The 23,667-nt window shown below is 46.7% G+C and carries 17 protein-coding genes; all 17 read left to right on the top strand.

All coding sequences use genetic code 11. From position 1 onward, the window contains the following. The first annotated feature begins 13 nt into the window (after positions 1–13). Positions 14–1,393, top strand: a complete 1,380-nt coding sequence (locus G9G54_RS19820) for a lipopolysaccharide biosynthesis protein (protein ID WP_165179318.1) — start codon at positions 14–16, stop codon at positions 1,391–1,393. Continuing rightward, positions 1,368–2,342 (top strand): polysaccharide pyruvyl transferase family protein, encoded by a 975-nt coding sequence (locus G9G54_RS19825; protein WP_023990345.1) that lies wholly within the window; start codon positions 1,368–1,370, stop codon positions 2,340–2,342. Before G9G54_RS19820 ends, G9G54_RS19825 begins: the two co-directional genes overlap by 26 nt. Positions 2,343–2,641: 299 nt before the next feature. Further along, positions 2,642–3,223, top strand: a complete 582-nt coding sequence (gene def / locus G9G54_RS19830) for a peptide deformylase (RefSeq protein WP_165179319.1) — start codon at positions 2,642–2,644, stop codon at positions 3,221–3,223. A 162-nt stretch (positions 3,224–3,385) separates the two neighbouring features. Further along, positions 3,386–5,176 (top strand): cache domain-containing sensor histidine kinase, encoded by a 1,791-nt coding sequence (locus tag G9G54_RS19835; RefSeq protein WP_165179320.1) that lies wholly within the window; start codon positions 3,386–3,388, stop codon positions 5,174–5,176. Next, complete coding sequence (locus tag G9G54_RS19840) at positions 5,169–6,827, top strand: response regulator transcription factor (RefSeq protein WP_165179321.1); 1,659 nt, start codon at positions 5,169–5,171, stop codon at positions 6,825–6,827. Before G9G54_RS19835 ends, G9G54_RS19840 begins: the two co-directional genes overlap by 8 nt. A gap of 403 nt (positions 6,828–7,230) precedes the next feature. Next, complete coding sequence (locus tag G9G54_RS19845; protein ID WP_165179322.1) at positions 7,231–8,637, top strand: cytochrome ubiquinol oxidase subunit I; 1,407 nt, start codon at positions 7,231–7,233, stop codon at positions 8,635–8,637. Further along, entirely contained in the window at positions 8,624–9,637 is a 1,014-nt protein-coding gene (cydB, locus tag G9G54_RS19850; RefSeq protein ID WP_061828918.1) for a cytochrome d ubiquinol oxidase subunit II, read from the top strand. Before G9G54_RS19845 ends, cydB begins: the two co-directional genes overlap by 14 nt. Continuing rightward, on the top strand, positions 9,637–11,397 hold the full coding sequence (gene cydD / locus G9G54_RS19855; protein ID WP_165179323.1) for a thiol reductant ABC exporter subunit CydD: 1,761 nt from the start codon (positions 9,637–9,639) through the stop codon (positions 11,395–11,397). Before cydB ends, cydD begins: the two co-directional genes overlap by 1 nt. Further along, on the top strand, positions 11,378–13,144 hold the full coding sequence (gene cydC, locus G9G54_RS19860) for a thiol reductant ABC exporter subunit CydC (RefSeq protein ID WP_165179324.1): 1,767 nt from the start codon (positions 11,378–11,380) through the stop codon (positions 13,142–13,144). The genes cydD and cydC overlap by 20 nt, the downstream gene beginning before the upstream one ends. 229 nt (positions 13,145–13,373) lie before the next feature. After that, a complete protein-coding gene (locus G9G54_RS19865; protein WP_165179325.1) occupies positions 13,374–13,790 on the top strand; it encodes a cupredoxin domain-containing protein in 417 nt (138 codons plus the stop codon). A 448-nt stretch (positions 13,791–14,238) separates the two neighbouring features. Further along, complete coding sequence (locus G9G54_RS19870) at positions 14,239–15,252, top strand: ABC transporter permease (protein WP_023990334.1); 1,014 nt, start codon at positions 14,239–14,241, stop codon at positions 15,250–15,252. A gap of 15 nt (positions 15,253–15,267) precedes the next feature. Next, a complete protein-coding gene (locus tag G9G54_RS19875; protein WP_023990333.1) occupies positions 15,268–16,170 on the top strand; it encodes a carbohydrate ABC transporter permease in 903 nt (300 codons plus the stop codon). A gap of 74 nt (positions 16,171–16,244) precedes the next feature. Continuing rightward, on the top strand, positions 16,245–17,939 hold the full coding sequence (locus G9G54_RS19880) for an ABC transporter substrate-binding protein (RefSeq protein WP_165179326.1): 1,695 nt from the start codon (positions 16,245–16,247) through the stop codon (positions 17,937–17,939). A 106-nt stretch (positions 17,940–18,045) separates the two neighbouring features. Next, positions 18,046–20,523, top strand: a complete 2,478-nt coding sequence (locus G9G54_RS19885; protein WP_165179327.1) for a glycoside hydrolase family 95 protein — start codon at positions 18,046–18,048, stop codon at positions 20,521–20,523. Beyond that, positions 20,520–21,866, top strand: a complete 1,347-nt coding sequence (locus G9G54_RS19890) for a GH1 family beta-glucosidase (protein WP_165179328.1) — start codon at positions 20,520–20,522, stop codon at positions 21,864–21,866. The genes G9G54_RS19885 and G9G54_RS19890 overlap by 4 nt, the downstream gene beginning before the upstream one ends. Before the next feature lie 215 nt (positions 21,867–22,081). Then, a complete protein-coding gene (locus G9G54_RS19895) occupies positions 22,082–22,330 on the top strand; it encodes a hypothetical protein (protein WP_013311984.1) in 249 nt (82 codons plus the stop codon). A 345-nt stretch (positions 22,331–22,675) separates the two neighbouring features. Further along, positions 22,676–23,659, top strand: a complete 984-nt coding sequence (gene cyoA, locus G9G54_RS19900; RefSeq protein ID WP_165179329.1) for a ubiquinol oxidase subunit II — start codon at positions 22,676–22,678, stop codon at positions 23,657–23,659. The last annotated feature ends 8 nt before the right edge of the window (positions 23,660–23,667 follow it).

Below are 23,667 nucleotides of genomic sequence, written 5' to 3' on the forward strand. Positions count from 1 at the left end.
AGTTGGACGTAACATGAGCACATGGACAGCAGCAAGGAAAGTATTCACGGGTGACAGTCTCGCCAAAACGATCATGCGCACGAGCTTTAACAATTTTTTTGTGCTAATCGTCACGACCCTGACTTCCATCCTGACCGCACGTATGCTCGGAGTAGAGGGGAAAGGAGAACTGGCGGCAGTTCTGTTCTGGCCTACGCTGATCGGCAGTGTGTTGAGCTTCGGATTACCAACGTCGTTAATATACAACATCAAGAAGAAAACAGGCACGACGGAAGAACTGCTGGCGTTGTCGCTCTGGATTCAGTTGCCTGCCAGCTTGTTGGCGGGAGCGGTGGCCTGGATATGCATGCCGCTATGGCTGAATGGTTATGGTGCGGACATCATACAGCTGTCCCAGCTTTATTGTGCGGCAGCTGTACCGCTGGCAGTGCTTACAGCGCTGACGACAGCATTGTCGCAAGGACTGGATCGGTTTAGCGTATATAATGGTCTGTTGTTTTACTACCCGTTACTGAATTTCATCGGTCTGGTGATACTGTGGCTGATGGGCTTGCTCAATGTGCAGCTGGCAGGAGCAGTGAATTTTGCCGCGAGTTTCCTTGCACTAGTGTGGGCGTTCCTCCGTTTGCGAAAGTATATGAATGTGCGTGCTTTCCGCCCATTTACCAGCCGCCAAGTGCTTCGTCCTTATTATAGCTATGGAGCGAGAGTTTACGGGATGGAGCTGATGGGGACGCTGTCCACACAAACGGACAAAATCGTTATTGTGGCGCTGCTATCACCCAAAGCGTTCGGCCTGTACTCTGTCGTCTACGCCTTGTCTCGTGTGTTCAATGTGGTGCAAAATGCCGTCACTAACGTTACTTTTCCTAAGGTGACGGGGATGGAGCACAGCAAGATTGTCGAAACGGTAGGACGTGCTTTTCGCATCTCTATGGCTGCGATGCTAATCGTCATTGTTCCTGCTCTCTTCATTGGACGATACATGCTGGGTTTGCTGTACGGCCCCGCTTTCCTGGAAGCATCGCTAACGTTCTATCTGCTGTCACTGGAATGTATCATGGGTGGCGGCTCATGGATTCTGGCTTCGGCCTTTAACGCGCTGGGACGTCCGGGACTGGTATTGTTCCGGCAAATTGTAGCCTATGCGATCACCGTCGGTCTATTTTTTATTTGTACACCGATCTTCGGTCTGGATGGCATTGCGATTGCTTTGCTTGTAGGCGCTTGTGTACGATTGGCGTTCTCACTGTTCTCATTCCCGATGTTTTTCAATGTTCCGCTATCACGGATCATTTTTGATAAAAGTGATATTACATTTGTCATTCAGACTATACAAAAGAAGCGCAGGAAGGGAGAACTGAAAGATGCCGAATTTGCATCCCATGGCTAAACTAAAAAATAAGCTGAGCGTCATTCTCGACGTAGTCCCCCAAGGTTCGAATATCATTTATGTCGATTATCCCGTCTATAATAACGGTGGGGATGTACTCATCATGAAAGGCACCGAGGCGTTCTTCAAGGATAATGGCATCCGTGTCCGTGCCCGTTATAGCGCTATGGATATTCCCGATCGGCTCCAAATTCCGGGTGACTGGATTATCGTGTGCCACGGCGGCGGCAACTTCGGCGATCTCTATTCAAATCACCAAAATTTGCGAGAACGCATCGTTCGCGATTTCCCTAACCACCGAATTGTGATTATGCCGCAGACGATCCACTTTCAATCTGAACAGAAGGCTAATGAAGTCGCTGCCTTGTTCAATGCTCATCCGGATCTACATATGTTTGTGCGGGATACACGCTCTTATCAGTGGGCTAAGGACAAGCTGAACCAGTGCAGTATCACACTATGTCCTGATATGGCACACCAGCTCTGGCCATTGAAGCCGACTACGGAAACTGTGAAGGATGTATTGTATTTCCTGCGCACAGATATTGAAACGGTGGGTGGACAAAAGAAGTTCGATGACGAGGCAGATGCCGCTCACCGGCTGGACTGGGATACTTTGTTCACTCCGCTGGAAGTGAAGGGAATTGTCTATTTCCAGAAGTTTTATCGACTGGATAAGAAAATTGGTGGCCCGTTGCCTACGCGTACATTCTGGTACAAGTATACAGACCATCTCATGAACAAAGCGGTTACGCTGTTCAGCTCTTACCGAGAGGTTCGCACTTCACGGCTGCATGGTCACATTCTGGCCTGTCTGCTTGATATGCCGCACGTTGTCATTGACAACTCCTACGGCAAGAACTCGCAATATTATAATACCTGGACACAGCCGAATCCAAAGGCGCAGCTGTTTAGTGAAGCTCCCAGTGCGTTGGAGCAGCCATCTTAATAGTAAGAAAAGATACGTAGATTAATTTCAAAGGTATGATAACGGCAAAAAATCTCCTGACCACTTCATTGGTTAAGGGGGTTTTTCGTTTAAGGATATATAGAGCATCAGTATAATTGTTAATTAGATAAACCATTAAGGCAATGAATATTTAATGGCTTAAATACCGCTTCATTTTGACAATTCATTTCATGAATAGATATAATTTATGGGATAAAACTTGTAGGAATATTGGGAACTCCCTAACTTTTGCAGAATAACATGAAAGTATATTTATTTAAATGAATCGAGGCTGACGAATGAGTAATCAATCGATGGACATGCTTCTCACGAAGGATATCGTGCGTGAAGGGGAACCGATTTTGCGCACAAAGGTTGAGCCGGTATGCCTGCCGCTGTCTGAAGAGGACCTGCAACAGATGCAATGGATGCTAGATTATCTGAAAAATAGCCAAAATGAAGAGCTGGCCACTCGCTATGATCTACGCCCGGGTGTGGGGCTATCCGCGAATCAGGTAGGTCTGAACAAAAGAATGTGCGCTATTTATTATGAAGATGGAGACAAAACGGTAGAGTACGCATTGTTTAATCCGAAGCTGGTCAGTCACTCCACGTCCATGATTTATTTGGAACAGGGAGAGGGGTGCTTGTCTGTAGATCGGTACGTAGCCGGATATGTACCGCGTTACGAAAAAATTCGTATTAAGGCCACTTTACCAGACGGAACACAGGAGCTATTGACTTTCAAAGGTTATGCAGCGGTTGTCGTGCAGCATGAAATGGACCATTTGGACGGCATTATGTTCTATGACCGTATCAACCCGGAAGATCCGCATAAGCTGCCGCAGGGAGTGCATATCGAACCTTTTGTACGTAAATAGTTTAGGAATCGTAAAGTGTGGTGACTCCGTTCGCCACATTTTTAAATTTTACAAAAATATAGATATAGAGGTTACGAAGCATTAAACTGGATACATATAGGGCGAGATAGAGAATGTGAAAATACATAAAAATGTAAGCGCTTATTTTATGGGAGGAATGGCATGAATCGTGGAGTACGGCTTTTGATGAATAATATGCGTATGCGGAATAAGCTGCTGTTCTCCTACGTACTGATTGTCATGATCCCGGTGCTGGTGGTGGGCGGTTGCGTTACTTTTTATTTGCGAGAGCAGGCATTGAATAGTGCAATTGCCCAGACGGTAAACAATGTGGAAAAGATCAAGAGCCAGACGGCAAATTTACTGCGTGTGCCAACGGATATTTCAAATGGGCTCATGTTCGATAAAAGGCTGAGGGAGATGGCGAACCGACGGTATCCGGGTATGGTAGAGCTGATGAATGCGTATCATCAATACAAGGATTTTAATGAGTATACTCAGCAATATAGAGAAGTTGCTACCATCCGGTTCTATTCGTACAATCCGACGCTTGTCAATAATCTGGAGTTTATTCCAGTGGACTCTAACATTGAGCGGCAGCCGTGGTTTCAGATGGCTTTGAAGGGGACGGCGATTAACTGGTTTTACATTCAGGATAAGGAAGATAATCCGGTTAATCGCCTGAGCCTGGTACGGCAAATTCCATTTCCCGAATACAACACCAAGGGAGTTCTGATGATATCGCTGAGCCAGACCGAGTTGAATCATATGCTGAGCAAGGAGCCTTTTGAAACATTGATTACGGATCGTAACGGGATTGTGGTCGCAGCTACTCGTCCACAGTCGGTGGGCCAAACGTTGAGCGATTTACATTTGGGCTTTGACGTCCAGCGTGCGGGTAAGGGAATATATGAAGCGAAAATCAACGGAGTGCCCTCCAACATCATCGTGGATGAGCTGCTGCCCGCCTCCAGTGTGAGCGGATTTACGATTATTTCAGTGTTTTCGACGGAGCATATTGTACAGGGAGCCAACCGAATCAGCCTGATTGGTGCTTTATGTGTTCTTGCAGTGCTGGTTATGGCACTGATTCTAATCACCATCATTTCCTGGCTGATTACCAAACGACTACAGCGGTTGAGCTATGAGCTGGGTAAGGTAGCTGCGGGCGATTTTCATGTGGTATCGAGTGTGGAGGGAAAGGACGAGATCGGGGATTTATCCCGCCGTTTCAACTATATGGTGAGTAGTATTCGCCAACTCATGGCGCAGGTCTATGAGACGAGTGAGCACAACAACAGGCTGGAATTGGCACAAAAGGATATCAAGCTAAAAATGATGGCCAGCCAAATTAATCCGCACTTTCTGTTTAATGCGTTAGAGTCCATTCGAATGAAAGCACATCTGAATGGGGAAGCGGAAATTGCAACGACGGTGCGTTTGCTTGGCAGGCTGATGCGCCGGAATCTGGAGATTGGCAGTGGTAAAACGACGGTACTACAGGAGCTGGATATGGTGCGATCCTATTTGCAAATTCAGCAGTTCAGATTTGGAAATCGTTTGATCTATGAAGTAAATTTGGAAGAAAGCGCGACGGACATGTCGATTCCTCCCTTAATCATACAACCGCTGGTGGAAAATGCAGTCATTCATGGCCTGGAAAATAAGGAAGAGCCAGTTACCGTGAAGGTAGATATTACAATAGAACAAAGAGAGTTGAAAATTAAAGTAGAAGATGACGGGATCGGCATGGAAGCTGGGCAACTGACCCGTCTGCTAGATCGGATCAGAGGGGCGGATGAGCCGGAAGGGAGCAGTATTGGCCTGCGTAATGTACACCAACGTCTGACATTGATGTACGGCGAACGTTATGGACTGCATATTGAAAGCGCATTACAAGTAGGAACAACCGTATACTTTTCCATACCAAGGGAGGAAGAGTCAAATGTATAAAGCAATGATTGTAGATGATGAGCCTGCGATTCGTGAAGGATTGTCCTCTATTATTGACTGGGGGAATTGTGGCTTCCGTATTGTCGATACGGCAGGGAACGGACGCGAGGCTCTGGATAAGTTCGGAGAGCATCGGCCGGAGTTGGTCATTGTAGATATTCGTATGCCCGGGATGAGTGGACTGGAGGTCATACGAAGCATACGTGAAAAGAACGGAGAGCCGTTTCATTTTCTCATATTAAGCGGATATGCAGACTTTGATTATGCACGGCAAGCCTTGGGCTTCGGGGTAGATGGCTATCTGCTGAAGCCAGTTGATGAGGAAGAAATGACGACAGAGTTGAAACGGGTATGGCAAAACATTGAGGACGAGAAAGAAGAAGGCAAATGGGGAAGTACGCCTTCCCATGAGCGTAATTGGATCGAAGCATTATTGTTTCCGGTTCATCGAGAGCATGCTCGTAATGCCGTAGAAAGCAGTGATTCTCTGCACAAAGCATCCGAGCAAGCTGAACATCAAAGCGGTAACGGAAAACATGGTCAACAGCCCGCGTTACCAGCATTGGACTGGAGTAGCTATCAGGTTATTCTGCTGGATTTACGTATTCCTGACTGGGATCGACAAGCTCGGCAGTCGGCAGCAAAGCAGAGGCTAACGGAATTGTGTCATGAGCAGGGCAGAGGTATCGTGTTTGAGGCTGGAATATATATGGGTCTTTTGCTTCCCGCCACGTTAAAAACGGAGAAAGATGCTGTTCAGTTACTGGCTACTTGGCGACAGGAGCTAAAGCCGTGGGCAACGGAAATTTATGTGGCTGCCGGTGATGCTGTATCCATTCTTAACGACATTCCCAGATCTTTTGAGCAGGCACTACGATTGTTAGAACGTACGTTTTTGTTCCGGGCAGAAAGAGTCATGCTTTCCGGAGACCTATACGAATTGGAGACAGTTGAGTCTGAAATGAGTGGAGCGTCTGATCGTGCTACAAATGATCCCCTACGTTATGCAGAAAAGCTGTACTATGCGCTAGATATGGCTAATAGTGAAGCTGCAGCCCGTGTCATTAAGGAAATGGAAGACCAATTTCCACGGATTTATCGCACAGAATCTGCAATCAAGGCGGCGTTCGCCCAAACATTCACACTGGCGTTGAACAAGTATGCAGCCGGACAGGATCACAGCAGAACCGTGCTGGAGGAGCACTCCAGCTTTATAACCGATGTATATGCTTATTCCACATTGGGCGAGCTGGTGGATCACTCGCTGGAGCATGTGTTGCAATGGATTGGCCAGACTGAATCTGGTGGCAAGGGCATCATCATGAAACAAATGATTGACTTTATACATAGTCATTATGATGAAAATTTGCGACTGGAGTTACTGGCAGATATGTTCAATTACAATAGTGGCTATTTGGGCAAACTGTTCAAAAGTCATACTGGCGAGGCCTTTAATGCCTATCTGGATAAGGTGAGGATTGAGCGAGCAAGGGAATTGCTTGCACAAGGAATTAAGGTACACCAGGTGGCGGAACGCGTGGGATATGCGAATGCAGATTATTTTCATAGTAAATTTAAAAAGTATGCTGGAATGTCACCTTCCTCCTACCGTAATCGGGTTCAAAAGAACGGAGGAACAGATGGCTGTTGATAGATTCCTAGATTTAACGCTATGAAGTCTCTCTTGCAGATGTCGGAGGTATAACCTCCGAACGAAGAGAGGCTCTTTTTTTATGGTGAAAAAAAGGATAGATCAATCGAAAATGTCACATTTATTATGGAATTTAGGGCGTTTTCGTCAAATCGACACCATTATGACACAGGTTTGACACGATGTTCACATTTTCGATTCTATTTCATTTAAATTTATTCTATATAATGGGGATAATCTGAAGCCGGATCATGACAGCCATAGTGAAGGTACGGAGTGAGTCATTTTCTAAAAAGTGACCGCTGCATATGTAAGAATGTGAATACTATCACAAATGTAGAAGACTTCAGATTACAGACACTATAAATCATTGTTAAGAGAAGTTCAGGGGGGGAGCAACATCATGGACGTATTGGATTTGGCACGGTTGCAGTTTGCAACTACAACGATTCTTCACTTTGTTTATGTGCCGATCTCTATTGGATTGTCGTTATTGGTGGCAATTATGGAGACTATGTATGTTATCAAGAAAAATGACTTGTACAAAAAAATGGCTCAATTCTGGGGAACGTTTCTGCTGATTAACTTTGCACTGGGCGTCGTCACCGGGATTTTGCAAGAATTCCAGTTCGGGATGAACTGGTCGGACTTTTCCCGTTTTGTCGGTGATGTATTCGGTACGCCGCTGGCGATTGAAGCATTGCTTGCATTTTTTCTAGAATCGACATTTATCGGATTATGGGTTTTCGGTTGGGAAAAATTGTCCAAAACGGTCCATTTAATCTGTATGTGGTTGGTATCGATCGGTACGATGTTATCGGCATTGTGGATTCTAGCTGCTAATTCATTCATGCAACGTCCCGTAGGATATGAGATTCAAAATGGACGTGCAGAAATGAAAGATTTTGCCGCTCTGCTAACGAACGAACAACTGCTATGGGAATTTCCGCATACGCTGTTTGCTGCTTTTGCGACAGGAGCATTTCTGATCGCAGGTATCAGTGCATGGAAGCTGATGCAAAAAAAGAATATGGACTTTTTTAAACCTTCTTTCAAATTGAGCATTATTGTTGCCTTAATCAGCGCCATAGCTATTCCTTTGTTTGGTCATGGTCAGGCTCAATATTTAGTGAAAACACAACCGATGAAGATGGCTGCCAGTGAGGGCTTATGGGAGAACAGCGGTGACCCCGCTCCTTGGACAGTTATCGCATGGATTGATCCTGGAAAAAAGGAAAATACCTTTGAGATTAAAGTTCCTTTTGCTTTGAGTTTTCTATCCTATAGTAAATTTACCGGCTCTGTGCCTGGTATGAATGAGCTTCAGGCAGAATATGAGAAAACCTATGGTCCGGGAGATTATATCCCGCCAGTAAGAACCACGTTCTGGAGCTTCCGCATTATGATTGCGGCGGGATGTGGCATGATTGCACTCGCTTTATACGGAGCTTATCTGACGTTCCGTAAAAAGTTGGAAGGTTCACATCGCTGGTTCTTCCGTCTTATGATATGGGGGATATCCCTTCCATTCATTGGGAATACTTCAGGTTGGATCATGACTGAAATAGGTCGCCAACCGTGGACTGTATTTGGTTTACTTCAAACGAAAGATTCTGTTTCGCCTACTGTTGTGGCTGGAGAAGTGTTGTTCTCGTTCATCTCATTTACCACATTGTATTTAATTTTAACAGGTGTGCTGGCGTTTCTGTTTTACCGTACGGCTCGCAAAGGTCCAGATATTGAGCCGCATCAACAAACGGTAATTCATGATCCTTTTGCTCAAGGGGGTGACACCATTGTCGCTAAATGATTTATGGTTCCTATTGATTGCAGTGCTGTTTACTGGCTTCTTTTTTCTGGAAGGCTTTGATTTTGGCGTAGGAATGGCCACAGGATTGGTGCCGCGTAATGACCAACAAAAACGTTTGATGATCAATACGATTGGTCCATTCTGGGATGCCAACGAAGTGTGGCTGATTACAGCAGCAGGTGCGATGTTTGCCGCATTCCCGCATTTTTATGCAACCATGTTCAGCGGATATTATCTGGTATTTGTCTTTATTTTGCTAGGTTTGATCTTGCGTGGAGTTTCTTTTGAGTTCCGCGGCAAGGCTGAAGGGAAATGGTGGACAGGAACGTGGGATGCCTGCATTCTGATTGGCAGCTTTCTACCGCCGATGCTGTTCGGTATGGCTTTTGCGGCTTTGGTGAAAGGTGTACCTATTCAGCAAAACATGGATTTGAAAGCTGGATTTTCCGATGTATTCAATGGATACACCGTATGGATTGGACTGACAGTGGTCGGAATGTGTCTAATGCACGGACTGACGTTTATTTCCCTGCGGACGATTGGAGAAGTACGGGATCGCGCTCGTGTGATCGCGTCCAAGTTTCTTCCGGTATTGGGCATTTTACTCGCGGGCATGGTGGTATGGACTTATTTTGCAACGGATTTATTTGCACGTCGCGGTCCCTTTATGTATGCTGCGGTTGCGGTGGGAATTGTCGCCTATGTGCTGACATGGTACTTCCTGAAGCAGCGCCGTGAAGGATGGGCCTTCGGGATGACAGGTGCAGTGATTTTACTGACCTTCGTTTCATTATTCGTCGGTTTGTTCCCAAGATTTATGGTGAGCTCGATTAACAGTGCTTTTGATTTAACGATTTATAATGCAAGCTCCAGTCATTACACACTGAAAGCCATGACGATTGTTGCAGCAACGCTTTTACCCTTTGTGTTGGCTTATCAGGCATGGAGTTATTTTGTTTTCCATAAGCGTCTCAGTGAGAAGGATCATTTGGAATACTAATGGATAAGGCATGGTTTGAATTAAAGGGCATTCGGCCAGTGATGCTGCTACTGGCTGCCCTTTCCCTGCTCCAGGGGGCCGCAGTGATTGCACAAGCAGTCTTCTTGGCAAAGGCTATTACGATTTTATTTGATAAAAATCCGCTGGTGATGGCTTGGCCGTCGCTGGCGTTGTTTTTCGCAGCTTTTGCAACGAGGCATACGGCGATCTGGCTGCAACGCCGGACAGCAGGCCGTTTTGCTGAAGCTTCAGGCGCTTCCTTACGGGAGCGTCTGCTTGCACGTTTGTTCGAACGGGGGCCGGGTTTTGCAGCGCAGGAAGGTAGCGGCAAGTTGGTGACGCTAGCGCTGGACGGCATGGATCGTTTTCGCACGTATTTGGAACTGTCCATTCCTCGAATGATTGACATGATGGCTGTAACTATACTTGTGCTTGTGTATGTTTTCACATTGGATGTCATTTCAGGTGTGATTTTGACGACTACGATGCCGATCCTAGTAGGCTTTTTTATTTTGCTCGGCTTGGCGGCGCGGAAGCAGGCAGACAAGCAGTGGCGTTCCTATCGTCTGTTATCTCACCATTTCACGGATTCGCTGCGTGGACTTCAGACACTAAGGTTTTTGGGTCGTAGCCAAGAGCATGGGGAAACGGTTGGGAAGGTCAGCGACCAATACCGCACGACAACGATGCGCACGCTGCGGGTAGCGTTTCTTTCCTCATTTGCCCTTGATTTTTTTAGTATGCTATCGGTCGCTTTTGTCGCGGTAGGCTTGGGGTTGCGCCTGATTAGTGGCTCGGTGGGTTTGGAGGCAGCGCTGGCGGTGCTTATTTTGGCGCCAGAATATTTTATGCCTATACGCCAGTTGGGATCAGACTATCATGCTTCACTGGATGGTAAGGAGGCTTGGGGAGCAATACGCTCCATTCTCAGTACAGAAGATGATGCGACCAAGCCGGATAAACAGGCAGCTAACGATAAAGGATTGGATATCACGGGACAGGACATTCTTGAGCTGTCTGATGTGTGCCTCCTTAATGAAGACGGTTCGGCTCGGCTTGAACATGTGTCTGCACATGTTGAACCGCACATGAACATGATCGGCATCGTTGGAGCTAGCGGTGCAGGTAAAACGACGCTGCTTAGTCTGCTTGGCGGCTTTGCTGATCCGACTTCAGGCGAGCTACTCCTGAATGGATGCGGATTGGCTGGGGAAGCCAAAACTGAATGGCAACGGCATATTGCCTATATTCCACAGCATCCTTACCTGTTTAGCTCTTCTTTGGCAGATAATATCCGCTTTTATGAACCTGAGGCATCCAACCAGCAGGTAGAGTGGGCGATTGACGCGGTTGGACTGCGTGAACTGGTAGACGGTCTTCCGGGTGGAATGAATGAGCCCATTGGTGAAGCAGGTAGGACACTGAGCGGAGGGCAGGCGCAGCGGATTGCATTGGCGCGGGCATTGCTCAGTAACCGTCCGGTCATTTTATTGGATGAGCCTACGGCGCATCTGGATATTGAGACAGAGTGGGAGCTAAAACAGACGATTTTATCGGTTTTGAAACACAAAAGAGTGTTTCTTGCCACCCACCGGCTACATTGGATGCCAGATATGGACTGTGTCTGGATGATGAATCAAGGTCGTCTGGAAGAAGTAGGTTCCCATCAACAATTGATTGCCTGTAAGGGGGCATATTACCGATTGCTGACGGGGATGTCGGAAGGAGGGAACGGACGATATGAGAGTAACGGACAATAGCAGACAAGGCTGGTTTGTGACGTATCTGAGACAATATTTTTGGGCCTTTCTGGTAGCTGCTCTTTTGGGTGCATTGGCCATTGGATGTGCGGGCGCGTTGCTCTTTACGTCCGGTCATCTGATTACCCGTTCGGCCTTAAAACCGGAAAATATATTAATGGTGTACGTTCCAATTGTGCTTGTGCGAACATTTGGCTTTAGTAAAGCGGTTATTCAGTACCTGGAGCGCTTGGTAGGACATGATGCCGCACTGCGCCTTGTGTCCCGTATGCGGGTACGTTTATATCGGGCAGTGGAACCGCAGGCGCTGATGATTCGCAGCAAATTCCGTACAGGGGACCTCTTGGGACTGCTGGCAGAGGATATTGAGCAGCTTCAAAACATCTATTTGAAGCTAGTTTTGCCTGCGCTATCGGCTTTGCTAATTTATGCAGCAGGCATCTCGGCGCTCGGACGGATGGACGGTACCTTTGCCTTGCTCATGGCACTATATGGTGGATTTTTGCTTTTTATTGCCCCAGCTATCTCACTATGGACCTCACTCGCCAAACGGCGAGTGTTCAAGCAGGAACGGAGTAAAGCCTATCAGGAGCTAACGGATGCTCTGTTCGGCATGAGTGATCTGGTGCTGAGCGGACGGACTGGGCATTTCCTGAGCACCTTTACACAACGACACAATAGCGCTACCGTAATGGAAAATTCACTTCGCCGGAGCGAGTGGCGTTCTCATTGGATCGCACAATGCGTTGTAGGTGGCGGGGTTGTGATTATGACTGTGTGGGCTGGAGGACTGGTAGCACAGAATCGTATAGAAGCCACATGGCTGGCATCCTTTGCCCTTGTGGCTTTTCCATTGCTGGATGCCTTCGTCCGCGCTGGAGAAGCAGTGGTTCATGCGCCGGAGTATCAGGATTCACTTCGACGGTTAAAGGATTCGGAGAAAGACACACCTACACCTGGAGCATGCGGAACAGCAGATATTCTAGAGGAACAGGCTACCGCTATGCGATTGGGCCACGGAGGAGACCTGCTGCTGAACAACGTAAGCTACCGCTATGTAGCAACGCAGGAATGGAGCGTGCGTAATATCTCCCTGCACGTACCGCAGGGGGGCAAGGTTGCATTGCTTGGCCGCAGTGGTGCGGGCAAGTCCACGCTACTGAACCTGATTCAGGGAGCATTGCAGCCTGATGAAGGTAGCGTCACTGTCGCAGGGATTCCCGTATATACAGGTGGAGCATACTCCAGTCTATTTGCAGTGCTAAACCAACAGCCGTATTTATTCGATACAACGGTAGCGAACAATATTCGGCTGGGACGACCCGATGCTACGCTGGATGAGGTTCGTGCAGTAACAGAGCAGGTAGGGCTTGGAGCCCTGATTGATTCTTTGCCAGAGGGCTACGATACCCGAATGCAGGAGACAGGTCTTCGTTTTTCCGGTGGAGAAAAACAGCGAATTGCACTGGCGCGGATTTTGCTGCAAAATCACCCGATTGTTTTACTGGATGAGCCGACAGTGGGGCTTGACCCGCTGACAGAGCATGAGCTCATGCAGACGATGTTTCGAGTGCTGAAGGGCAAAACATTGATCTGGATCACGCATCATCTCACAGGAATGGAGCATATGGACGAGGTGATCTTTATGGAACAGGGCACCATTTCCATGCGGGGCAGTCATGAACAGCTGTGGCAGGAGCAGCCCCGATACCGCAACCTGTATGAGCTGGATCATCCGAGCCTGTGAAATGAGAGGAGAGATTGAGCCTCAATACAATAATTCTACCATCAGGAGCCGGCGCTGATTAAGCTTTTGTTCCCGTGTGTAAAAATAGTGATGATTCTCACCGTGTCGGATGATAAGATTCATCTGCTAGAAGCTTTGAAACGAGGTATTTAAAATTTTGATTAACTTTTATATACTGGTTAGAGTTGATGCGTCACATGTAGACATTCAACTGGAGGGGCTGATATGAATGAAAACACTTATCTCTAAGCATTGGCATTTGATGCTGATTGGTTTTGTAGCCCTGAGCATGGGCGGGTTTGTCTTGTTTTATTTTCAGGGGAGCGTGTCGTCGTTTCCGGCCATTCAACCTAAACAAGCTCAGGAAGAGCCGGACAAGACCCAATATGAGATTGTTACAGTGGGTGTAAAAGGTGACGGTTTCTATCCTAAAAATATTGAAGTGAAAGCCGGCGTCCCAACCAAAATCAATTTCAAGAAAATTACATCCTTTACTTGCATTGATGAAGTGCAGTCGTCGAAGATCGGAATGGACGTTTACCTGGATCACGAAAATAATTATTTTACCGTCAAGGACTTGAAGCCGGGGGTATATGAGTATAATTGTGGCATGTACATGTACTACGGGACGATCACGGTAAAATAAATCAAAATAGCTTTCTAGCACATTGATGCTAGAAAGCTATTTTTTTCCTTTAATCAAGGAAGCTATGATTAATATATGTGTATATACCACGATTTATCTGTGGTGCAATATGAATTATCCTTTACCTCTGATCGGCTTACATTGCTGGTCTTTTGTTTTTATAAGATTTTCCTTCCTCAGGGGATTTACACTAGAACGGAACAGGCGGAATGGTACTGGACAAGCGAAGCGGTCGCCTTTGTCCCCGGATTTCTACCTTTGGTTGCTTATTCAAGAAATCCGGGGGCAACAGCGAGGGGAAGCACCATCCGCATGTGTAGTGGCACGAATGTAATTTTTTCATTCCATATATCTAATTTTGAACTGATTTTTCTCCTAATTCGTCGGGTACCCGCTTCCAAGCCAGCAAAGTATGATAATAGTATCTAGAGATGAGGAGGAGCTTGTTATGGAATCTTCAACTGAAACCGCTTCCAACAATGGTGCTGTGATTCCTGAATCCAACCGGGGAAGACCGCGCAAGGCTCGCGGACCGAAGCCTGAACGTGGTAGAAAAGGCTTGTGGGACAGTGTGAAGCAGCAAAAGTATCTTTATTTTATGTCCATTCCTTTCGTCATATGGGTGTTTGTTTTCAGCTATCTTCCGCTTTGGGGCTGGACGATGGCGTTTCAAAATTATAAGCCAGCCAAATCCTTTACGGACCAGAAATGGGTAGGGCTGAATAACTTTATTGAGTTATTTCAGGACGAACGATTTTATCTAGTATTACGTAATACACTGGCGATGAGCCTGATGGGGATTATATTTGGTTTTGTCGTACCGATCTTCTTTGCAATTCTGTTAAATGAGCTGCGTGGTATGCTGTTCAAACGGTTTGTGCAGACGATATCCTACCTCCCGCATTTTGTATCCTGGGTAGTTGTGGCTGGATTGGTCACGAAAATGCTGTCCATTGACGGAGGCATTGTCAACGATATATTGGTAGCGCTTCATATTGTGGATGAGCCGATTCAGTTCATGGCAAAGGGGAGCTGGTTCTGGTACATTGTAACCGCTTCCGACATATGGAAAGAGACAGGTTGGAATACGATTATTTATTTAGCTGCAATCACCGGAATTGATCAAGAACAGTATGAAGCATCGCGCGTGGATGGAGCGAGCCGCTGGAGACAGATGTGGCATATTACACTGCCGGGTATCCGCTCGACGATTGCCGTTCTGTTCATTATGGCGATTGGGCATCTGGTGAGCAACGGTTTTGAAAAGCAGTTCTTGCTTGGCAATAGTCTCGTAACGGATTATTCCGAGGTGTTGGATCTGTACGCGCTCAATTACGGGATTAATTTGGGTCGCTTCTCTTATGGGACGGCAATTGGTATTTTCAACTCACTGGTTAGCATTTTGCTGTTGTTTACGGCGAACGGTATATTCAAAAAACTGACCAAAGAAAGCATCATGTAGGGAGGGAGAAGCGAAATGACGAATAAGGCATTTAATGCTACCCGGTCTGAGAAGCTGTTTGACCTGTTCAATTATATCCTCATGGCTCTGATCGTGGTGTTGACGCTGTACCCGTTTCTGAACGTACTTGCGATTTCCCTGAACAATTCAACGGACACGGTTCGCGGTGGAATTTATATATGGCCCCGCCAATTTACGCTCGAAAATTACAAAACGATTTTCCAGTACGATGGCCTTCTTCAGGGACTGCAAATATCTATTCTTCGTACTTTGGTCGGAACAGTACTCGGATTGATTTGCGCGTCTATGCTTGCTTTTACATTGAGTCGGGTCGAGTTTCGCGCTCGTAAGTTTATTTCTACGTTTTTGGCGTTGACGATGTATTTTTCTGGCGGGATGGTGCCCGTGTTTATTTTGATGCGTGATCTGCATCTGCTGGGTTCGTTTTGGGTGTACATTTTTCCAGGCTTAATTAGCGCATTTAACGTGTTTGTTATTCGTTCCTTTATGGACGGTTTGCCATATGCGCTGCAGGAGTCTGCCAAACTCGATGGGGCGAATGATTTTACGATTTACTGGAGAATTATTTTGCCGCTGTGCAAACCAGTATTGGCAACGATTGCTCTTTTTCTGGCAGTAGGTCAGTGGAATGCTTGGTTTGATACGTATTTGTATAATGGTGGGGCGCCGCAATGGACGACGCTACAGTATGAGCTGATGAAGATACTGCAAAGTACGCAGCAAGGCGGCTCCAGTATGACGAATAGTAACGATATGGCTAAGCAAATGGCTCAAATTTCACCAGAGTCGATTAAAATGGCAATCACGATTACGGTTACGCTCCCCATCTTGATGGTATATCCGTTCCTGCAAAAGTATTTTGTAGGTGGTATGACACTGGGAGCAGTGAAATCATAACAGACAGGATTCCGGTAGTAAAATAGCAGTTATTTGCAGGAGAAGTCATCATAGGAATATAGGAGGATTTATACATGAAAAAACACTGGTCCAGATTTGCACTGATTCCCTTGCTCGCGGTGTCCCTTACCGCACTCGCAGGTTGTGGAGGAAGCGATAAAGCAGCGAAGGAAGGCACATCCAGCGGCACAGACCCGATTACGTTTAGCTTCTTCGGAGCAGATACAAGCCCACAATGGAACGGAATGAAGGATGAAATAGGCAAGGAAATCACCAAAAAAACAGGTGTAACCTTGAATGCGGAATTTGATGTCAGCGGTGGAGGTGGAGATGACCGAATTGCTTTGATGGCAGCAAGTGGAGAATACCCGGACTTGGTTTCTCCTAAAGCGAATATTAACAAGCTTGTGGATGCGGGGGCCATGATTGATCTGACAGATCTGATCAACGATCATGCACCCAATCTCAAAAAGCTATATGGACCCTATATGGATCGTTTGAAATACAGTAATAAAGATCAATCCATCTATGTCCTTCCTACGTATGCAGGTGTGGGACAGGAGAGTTTTGACGCGACGGGAGGATTTGAAATTCAGCATAAGGTTCTCAAGGAGTTAGGATATCCAAAGGTAAGAACGCTACAGGATTATGAAAACGTACTCAAAACCTATGCAGCCAAGCATCCGACGATCAATGGCAAAAAAACGATCCCACTCACGTTGGATGCAGACGACTGGAGAATTATGATTACCGTAACAAATCCCGCCTTCCAGACGACTGGAGCGCCGGATGATGGTGAATATTTTATTGATCCCAAAACATTTGAAGCGAAGCTTCATTACAAACGTCCGGAAGAAAAGGAATATTTCCGTTGGTTGAACCACATGTACAATGAAGGACTGCTCGATAAAGATTCATTTGTGCAAAAAAGTGATCAATACAAATCCAAAATTGCCAGCGGCCGTGTCCTCGGTCTGATCGACCAGGAATGGGGTTATCAGGATGCCGAAAATGCGTTAAAAGCATCAGGTAAATCCGAAGCCAGCTACGCGCATTTTCCAGTTACACTGTCGGAGGAATACAAGGATCGTTCCTTTCAGGATACGGGCTTCACGTCCGGTTATGGAGTAGGTATTACAGAAAATTGCAAGGACCCGGTGCGGGCTATTAAATTCCTTGATTATTTAGCTTCCGATGAAGGACAGGTGCTAGTGAACTGGGGGATCGAAGGCAAGCATTATGAAATCAAAGATGGCAAACGCGTCATTCCTGCTGATGTACTGGAGCAAAAAACGAACAATACAACCAACTTCAATAAATCTACGGGTATAGATTTGTACACGCTCATCAGCGGACACTATGGTGACGGCGTGAAGGACCCTACAGGTAACTACTATACTGCCAAATTCCCGGAACAAATTATCGCGGCTTATTCGAAGCCGGAGAAAGAATCACTTAAAGCGTATGGCGTAAAAACGTGGAAAGATCTGTTCCCGGACAAGAAAGAATTTGATGTAAAGCCTTGGGGCGCAGCCTATAACCTGACAACAGACAATGAATCCAGCTATAACGTTACATTCAAAAAAACGACAGACATTATCCGCAAACGTATACCGGAAGCTATTTTAGCACCGGCTTCCAATTTTGATACGGTATACGACAACATGATTAAAGAACTGGATGCCGCCAGAGCTGTCCAAATGGAACAGCAATACACGCAACTGGTGAAGGACAGAGTGGAGTTATGGAGTGGCAAGGCTTCTAAATAGCTGACTGCTTTTAACGAAATTTTGAATGCCGGAATGACAGAGCGCTTGTCCTTGTGGTCCATACGGGATTAGCGCTCTGTTTGATCTTGATAGGGGAGGGTTTGATGTGACGAAAAGCGAAAGACCACAGTCCCTGCGTTTATGGTATCGCCAGCCTGCTGAGGTATGGGAGGAAGCATTGCCAGTCGGTAACGGAAGGCTGGGAGCTATGGTATTTGGCGGAATCAGAGAGGAGCATTTGCAATTAAACGAGGATACGCTCTGGTCCGGATTTCCCAGAGACGGCGTTCAGTATGATGCATTGCGATATTTGCAGCCTGTCAGAAAGCTGATTGCAGATGGAAAATACAAGGAAGCGGAACAACTGATTAATGCGAATATGCTAGGTCGCGATACGGAAGCCTATCAGCCTTTGGGAGATCTGTGGATTACGCAGGAGGGCCTAGGGGAAATTGTGCATTATGAACGGGAACTAGATTTGCTGACCGGAACGGCAGCGGTCACTTTTCAAAGTGCTGGAGTCTGCTATACCCGTGAAGTTATCGCCAGTGCGCCAGATGGAATCATGATGGTGTCACTGACTGCGAATAAGCTTGGGAAGATCCATGCATCCGTGCGCATCACTTCCCTCCATCCTTGTGAAGACGAGGTTGGAGAGGATGCACATTTTGGTGATTCATCCAAATGGGATAGCGATAATAACGATCCATCCGATGAGCCGATCAGGGACTTTATTACGTTGACTGGACGAGCGCCCAGTCATGTGGAATCTAATTATCACGGCGATCATCCACAGTCTGTTGTTTATGAAAATGATTTGGGGATGGCTTTTGCAGTTCAGGCGAGGGTTATTCCCGAGGGAGGAACTTTGACGAAGGGTGCTGATGGAGCACTGATCATCTCAGGCGCGGATAAAATCACGGTGTATTTGGCAGCAGCTACCGGATTTCGGGGATTTCACACTATGCCGAATAGTGATGCAACGGAGTCAGCAGAAGCATGTCAAGTCATTTTAGACGGAGCAATTTCGCTGGGAAGTGAGCAGGTGCGGCAACGCCATGAACAGGATCACCGAAAGCTGTTTGACCGCGTTGTATTAGAACTGAGAGGTGATACTTTAACCGACGACTCCGTTCTACCGACCGATCTGCGATTAGAACGTTATCAGAAAGGTCAGGACGACCCGGGGCTGGAGGTGCTGTTATTTCAGTATGGCCGCTATTTGCTCATGGGCAGCTCGCGTCCGGGGAGTCAGCCTGCCAATCTTCAGGGCATCTGGAATGACCGGGTGCAGCCGCCGTGGAACAGTAATTATACAACCAATATCAATGCTCAGATGAACTATTGGCCCGCCGAGGTATGCAATCTTGCCGAGTGCCATGAACCATTGCTGCACATGATTGGAGAAGTTGCCCGCACGGGACGGAGGGTAGCCTCCATCCATTATGGTGCTCAAGGGTGGGCAGCTCATCACAATGTAGATGTGTGGAGATACGCTGTACCTTCAGGGGGCCATGCCAGTTGGGCGTTTTGGCCGCTTGGGGGTGTATGGCTGACCGCCCATCTATGGGAGCGCTATCTGTTTACCCTGGATACAGCCTATTTGGCAGAACAAGCTTATCCACTCATGAAGGGGGCGGCAGCCTTTTGCATGGACTGGCTCGTGGAAGGCCCGGAGGGTTGGCTTGTGACATCCCCATCCACATCACCTGAAAATAAATTCAAAACGCCGGACGGCGAGGAATGCAGTATATCTATGGGCTCCACCATGGATATAACGCTGATTCGGGAGCTGTTGGGTAACTGCATTCAAGCTGCGGACCTGCTGGAATTAGACGATGAGTTCCGCAACCGCTGCGAGGAGACACGGGACAGGTTAATGCCCTATCAAATTGGCCGTCACGGTCAGTTACAGGAATGGTTTGTCGATTTTGAGGAAGCGGAGCCTGGGCATCGGCATGTCTCGCATCTATATGGGTTGTACCCCGGTCGACAAATTCACATCCGTGATACCCCGGAGCTGGCTGAGGCGGCCCGCATATCGCTGCGTCGACGGCTTGATCACGGTGGTGGGCACACCGGATGGAGCTGTGCCTGGTTGATTAACCTGTACGCTCGGCTGGAAGATGGCGATGCCGCACACAGGTATGTTCGCACGTTGCTGTCGCGATCGACCTATCCTAATTTATTCGACGCACACCCGCCTTTTCAGATCGACGGTAATTTTGGTGCGACGGCGGGGATCGCAGAAATGCTGCTACAAAGCCGTCCGGGAGAACTGACGTTACTGCCTGCCCTACCAACGGCCTGGTCGAAGGGACGGGTCAGTGGATTGAAGGGACATGGCGGGATGACGGTTGGCATGGAATGGTCCTGTTCCCGGCTTGTCCGTGCTGAACTGGCCACATCCATCTCAGCAGGAAGCTGCACGATTCGCAGTGCACATCCGTTTAGCGCAGATGCTCGTCAGGCTCTGCCTGATCCTGAGTACGGAGGATTCATTTTGTCATGGATTTTTACCAAAGAGCAGGAAATAACGAACGGACATACGATTATAATTAAAGGAGAGGAAGAGACATTATGACCATTTTTCAATTTCCGCAGGACTTTATGTGGGGGACCGCGACGGCAGCCTATCAAATCGAGGGAGCTTATGAGGAGGATGGGAGAGGTTTGTCGATCTGGGATACCTTTGCCCATACGCCTGGCAAAGTATTCAACGGTGATAACGGCAATGTAGCTTGTGACAGCTATCATCGCTACGAGGAAGATATCCGCCTAATGAAGGAGCTGGGCATTCGTACATACCGTTTTTCAGTGTCCTGGCCGCGTATATTTCCCAAAGGTGACGGTGAAGTCAATCAAGAAGGATTGGACTATTATCATCGCGTAGTCGATTTGTTGAACGAAAATGGGATTGAACCGTTTTGTACACTGTACCATTGGGATCTGCCTCAAGCGCTTCAGGATGCTGGAGGCTGGGAGAATCGACGCACGATTCAAGCATTTGCCCAGTTTGCAGAAACGATGTTCCGCGAATTTCACGGTAAAATACACCATTGGCTAACATTCAATGAACCGTGGTGCATCGCCTTTTTATCCAATATGCTGGGTGTTCATGCCCCGGGTCTGACCAATCTTCAGGCAGCCATTGATGTAGGACATCATTTGCTAGTTGCGCATGGTCTTTCTGTGCGCCGCTTCCGCGAGCTGGGCACCAGTGGCCAGATCGGTATCGCTCCCAATGTCTCCTGGGCTGTTCCTTACAGCACATCTGAGGAAGATAAAGCCGCTTGTGCGCGCACCATTTCCCTGCACAGTGACTGGTTTCTTCAACCTATTTATCAAGGCTCGTATCCTCAGTTTTTGGTAGACTGGTTTGCGGAGCAGGGAGCCACCGTGCCTATTCAGGATGGGGATATGGATATTATCGGCGAGCCTATTGATATGATCGGTATCAATTACTATGCTATGTCAGTTAATCGTTTTAATCCTGAAGCCGGGTTCCTTCAATCTGAAGAAATCAATATGGGGCTACCTGTAACGGATATCGGTTGGCCAGTGGAGTCGCGTGGGCTGTACGAGGTACTGCATTATTTGCAAAAATACGGTAACCTCGATATTTATATCACAGAGAATGGGGCTTGCATCAACGATGATGTCGTGAATGGCAAGGTTCAGGATGACCGTCGGATTTCGTATATGCAGCAGCATTTGGTGCAGGTACACCGGGCTATTCATGACGGCCTTCATGTCAAAGGATATATGGCATGGTCACTTATGGACAATTTTGAGTGGGCAGAGGGATATAATATGAGATTTGGCATGATTCATGTCGATTTCCGCACACAGGTCCGCACCCCGAAGGAAAGTTACTATTGGTATCGAAATGTAGTAAGTAATAACTGGTTGGAGACCAGACGTTAAACGAAGAGATGTTTTGAAAATAAAGCAGATTTACGCCTGTCTCTGCTCCCTTTTGTTTGAATAGGAGGCCCTCTGGGGTAATAATAACCAAGATGAATGCAGGTTGTTTCAAGTATGTAGAGACAGCAGGAATAAAAAAATAAGAAGTGTGCATACTGAAAAAAATACCTGACGAGGGCGTTTTAAACCATTTTAAACCAGAGGGAGTGGAGGGTATGGCTTCGAATGTTAGGAAATCAGGATCAAATGATAACCAAATGAGCCGCACGGTATCTGTTATCGCTTGGATCGCCTGTATTGCAGGAATTATCCTTATTTTGCTTGATATAGGTAATTTAACTGATCGAAATATATATTTAATGACAGGTATTGGCTGCGTTGTTGCCGGGATTTTTATTTTTCTAGTTGGGAAATCATTTGTCATTGCACGCAAGAAGGAAGACCAGGAAAACGGCCGCAGTTAATACAATTTAAAAATGATTTAAAGCAATATATACCGAAAACAACAATGTGGGGCTTCGAGCAGTGTAGGATGATAACTGTAAGGAGTCCCGCTTTTTTCTTTAATATAACTTCTTTAAGATACACAAATAACGTTTTTATTATGTCATCTTTGTATTAATAAGAAATTTTGAATTTGCAAGAGAAATTTTATTTTTAGAGATGTTTTTCACAAAAAACGGACAAATAATCGACAATTCTGTTAACAATAAAAAAAGTGGCCACTTTTCTGCTATCTTATATAGGGGCAACATTACAGGAGTTCGTAAAGTTTTGAGTAATTTATTATTTAAGGAGAGGGGAACAACATGAACAAAAAACCAAAAGCGATTATTGCGTTGGTTTTGACCGTGCTCACGGTAGCATTGCTCATTTGGACGTGTTTTTATGCTGGCGGAAAATACGTTGTTTTCGATCCGAAAGGACCCGTTGGGCAAGCACAAAAAGAGCTGATCATTCTTACAACGGCATTGTCTGCGCTAATAATTGTACCGGTCATGATTTTGACTTTCTTCATCATTTGGCGGTATCGTGATACACCGACAAACAAGGTGAAGTATCAACCCCACTGGGATGACAGCAAAAAGCTGGAGACCACATGGTGGGCTATTCCAATTATCGTTATCTGTATTATTGCGGTTATTACTGCAAGATATACCTACTTGCTGGAGCCTTCCAAGCCGTTGGCAAGTACGCAAAAGCCAGTAACCATTCAAGTGACCTCACTGGATTGGAAATGGCTCTTTATGTACCCAGAGGAAGGTATAGCTACAGTTAACCAAGTTCACATTCCTAAAGGTGTTCCAGTCCGTTTTGAACTGACTGCTGACGCCCCGATGAACTCATTCTGGATTCCGCAATTGGGCGGACAAATCTACACCATGTCAGGCATGGCTATGAAACTGCATTTGCAGGCCGATCACGAAGGAACTTACTTTGGTTCGGGTGCAAACTTTAGCGGTGAGCATTTTGGACAAATGCGTTTTGATGTAGAAGTCCAGTCGGATGAAGAGTATAAAAACTGGGTCGCTGACATCAAAAAGCAGTCTAAGCCGCTGACGAAAGACGGCTATTTGGCGCTTGCAAAACCAGGTTTGTCCCAGCCTGATGAGTATTCTTCGATTCCAGATGGCTTGTTCAAAGACATTGTTAACAAGTATGTAGTGGAGGGTGCTTCTAACCCACATGCTGGACATGGTGAAGCTACATCCACAGAAGGTTCTTCTCAGTCCGGCGCAGAAGATCATGCGGCAATGGACATGAGTCATATGAATATGAGCGGACACAATTAAATGATTAT

Source organism: Paenibacillus sp. EKM212P, from assembly GCF_011066115.1.
GTDB lineage: Bacteria > Bacillota > Bacilli > Paenibacillales > Paenibacillaceae > Paenibacillus > Paenibacillus polymyxa_B.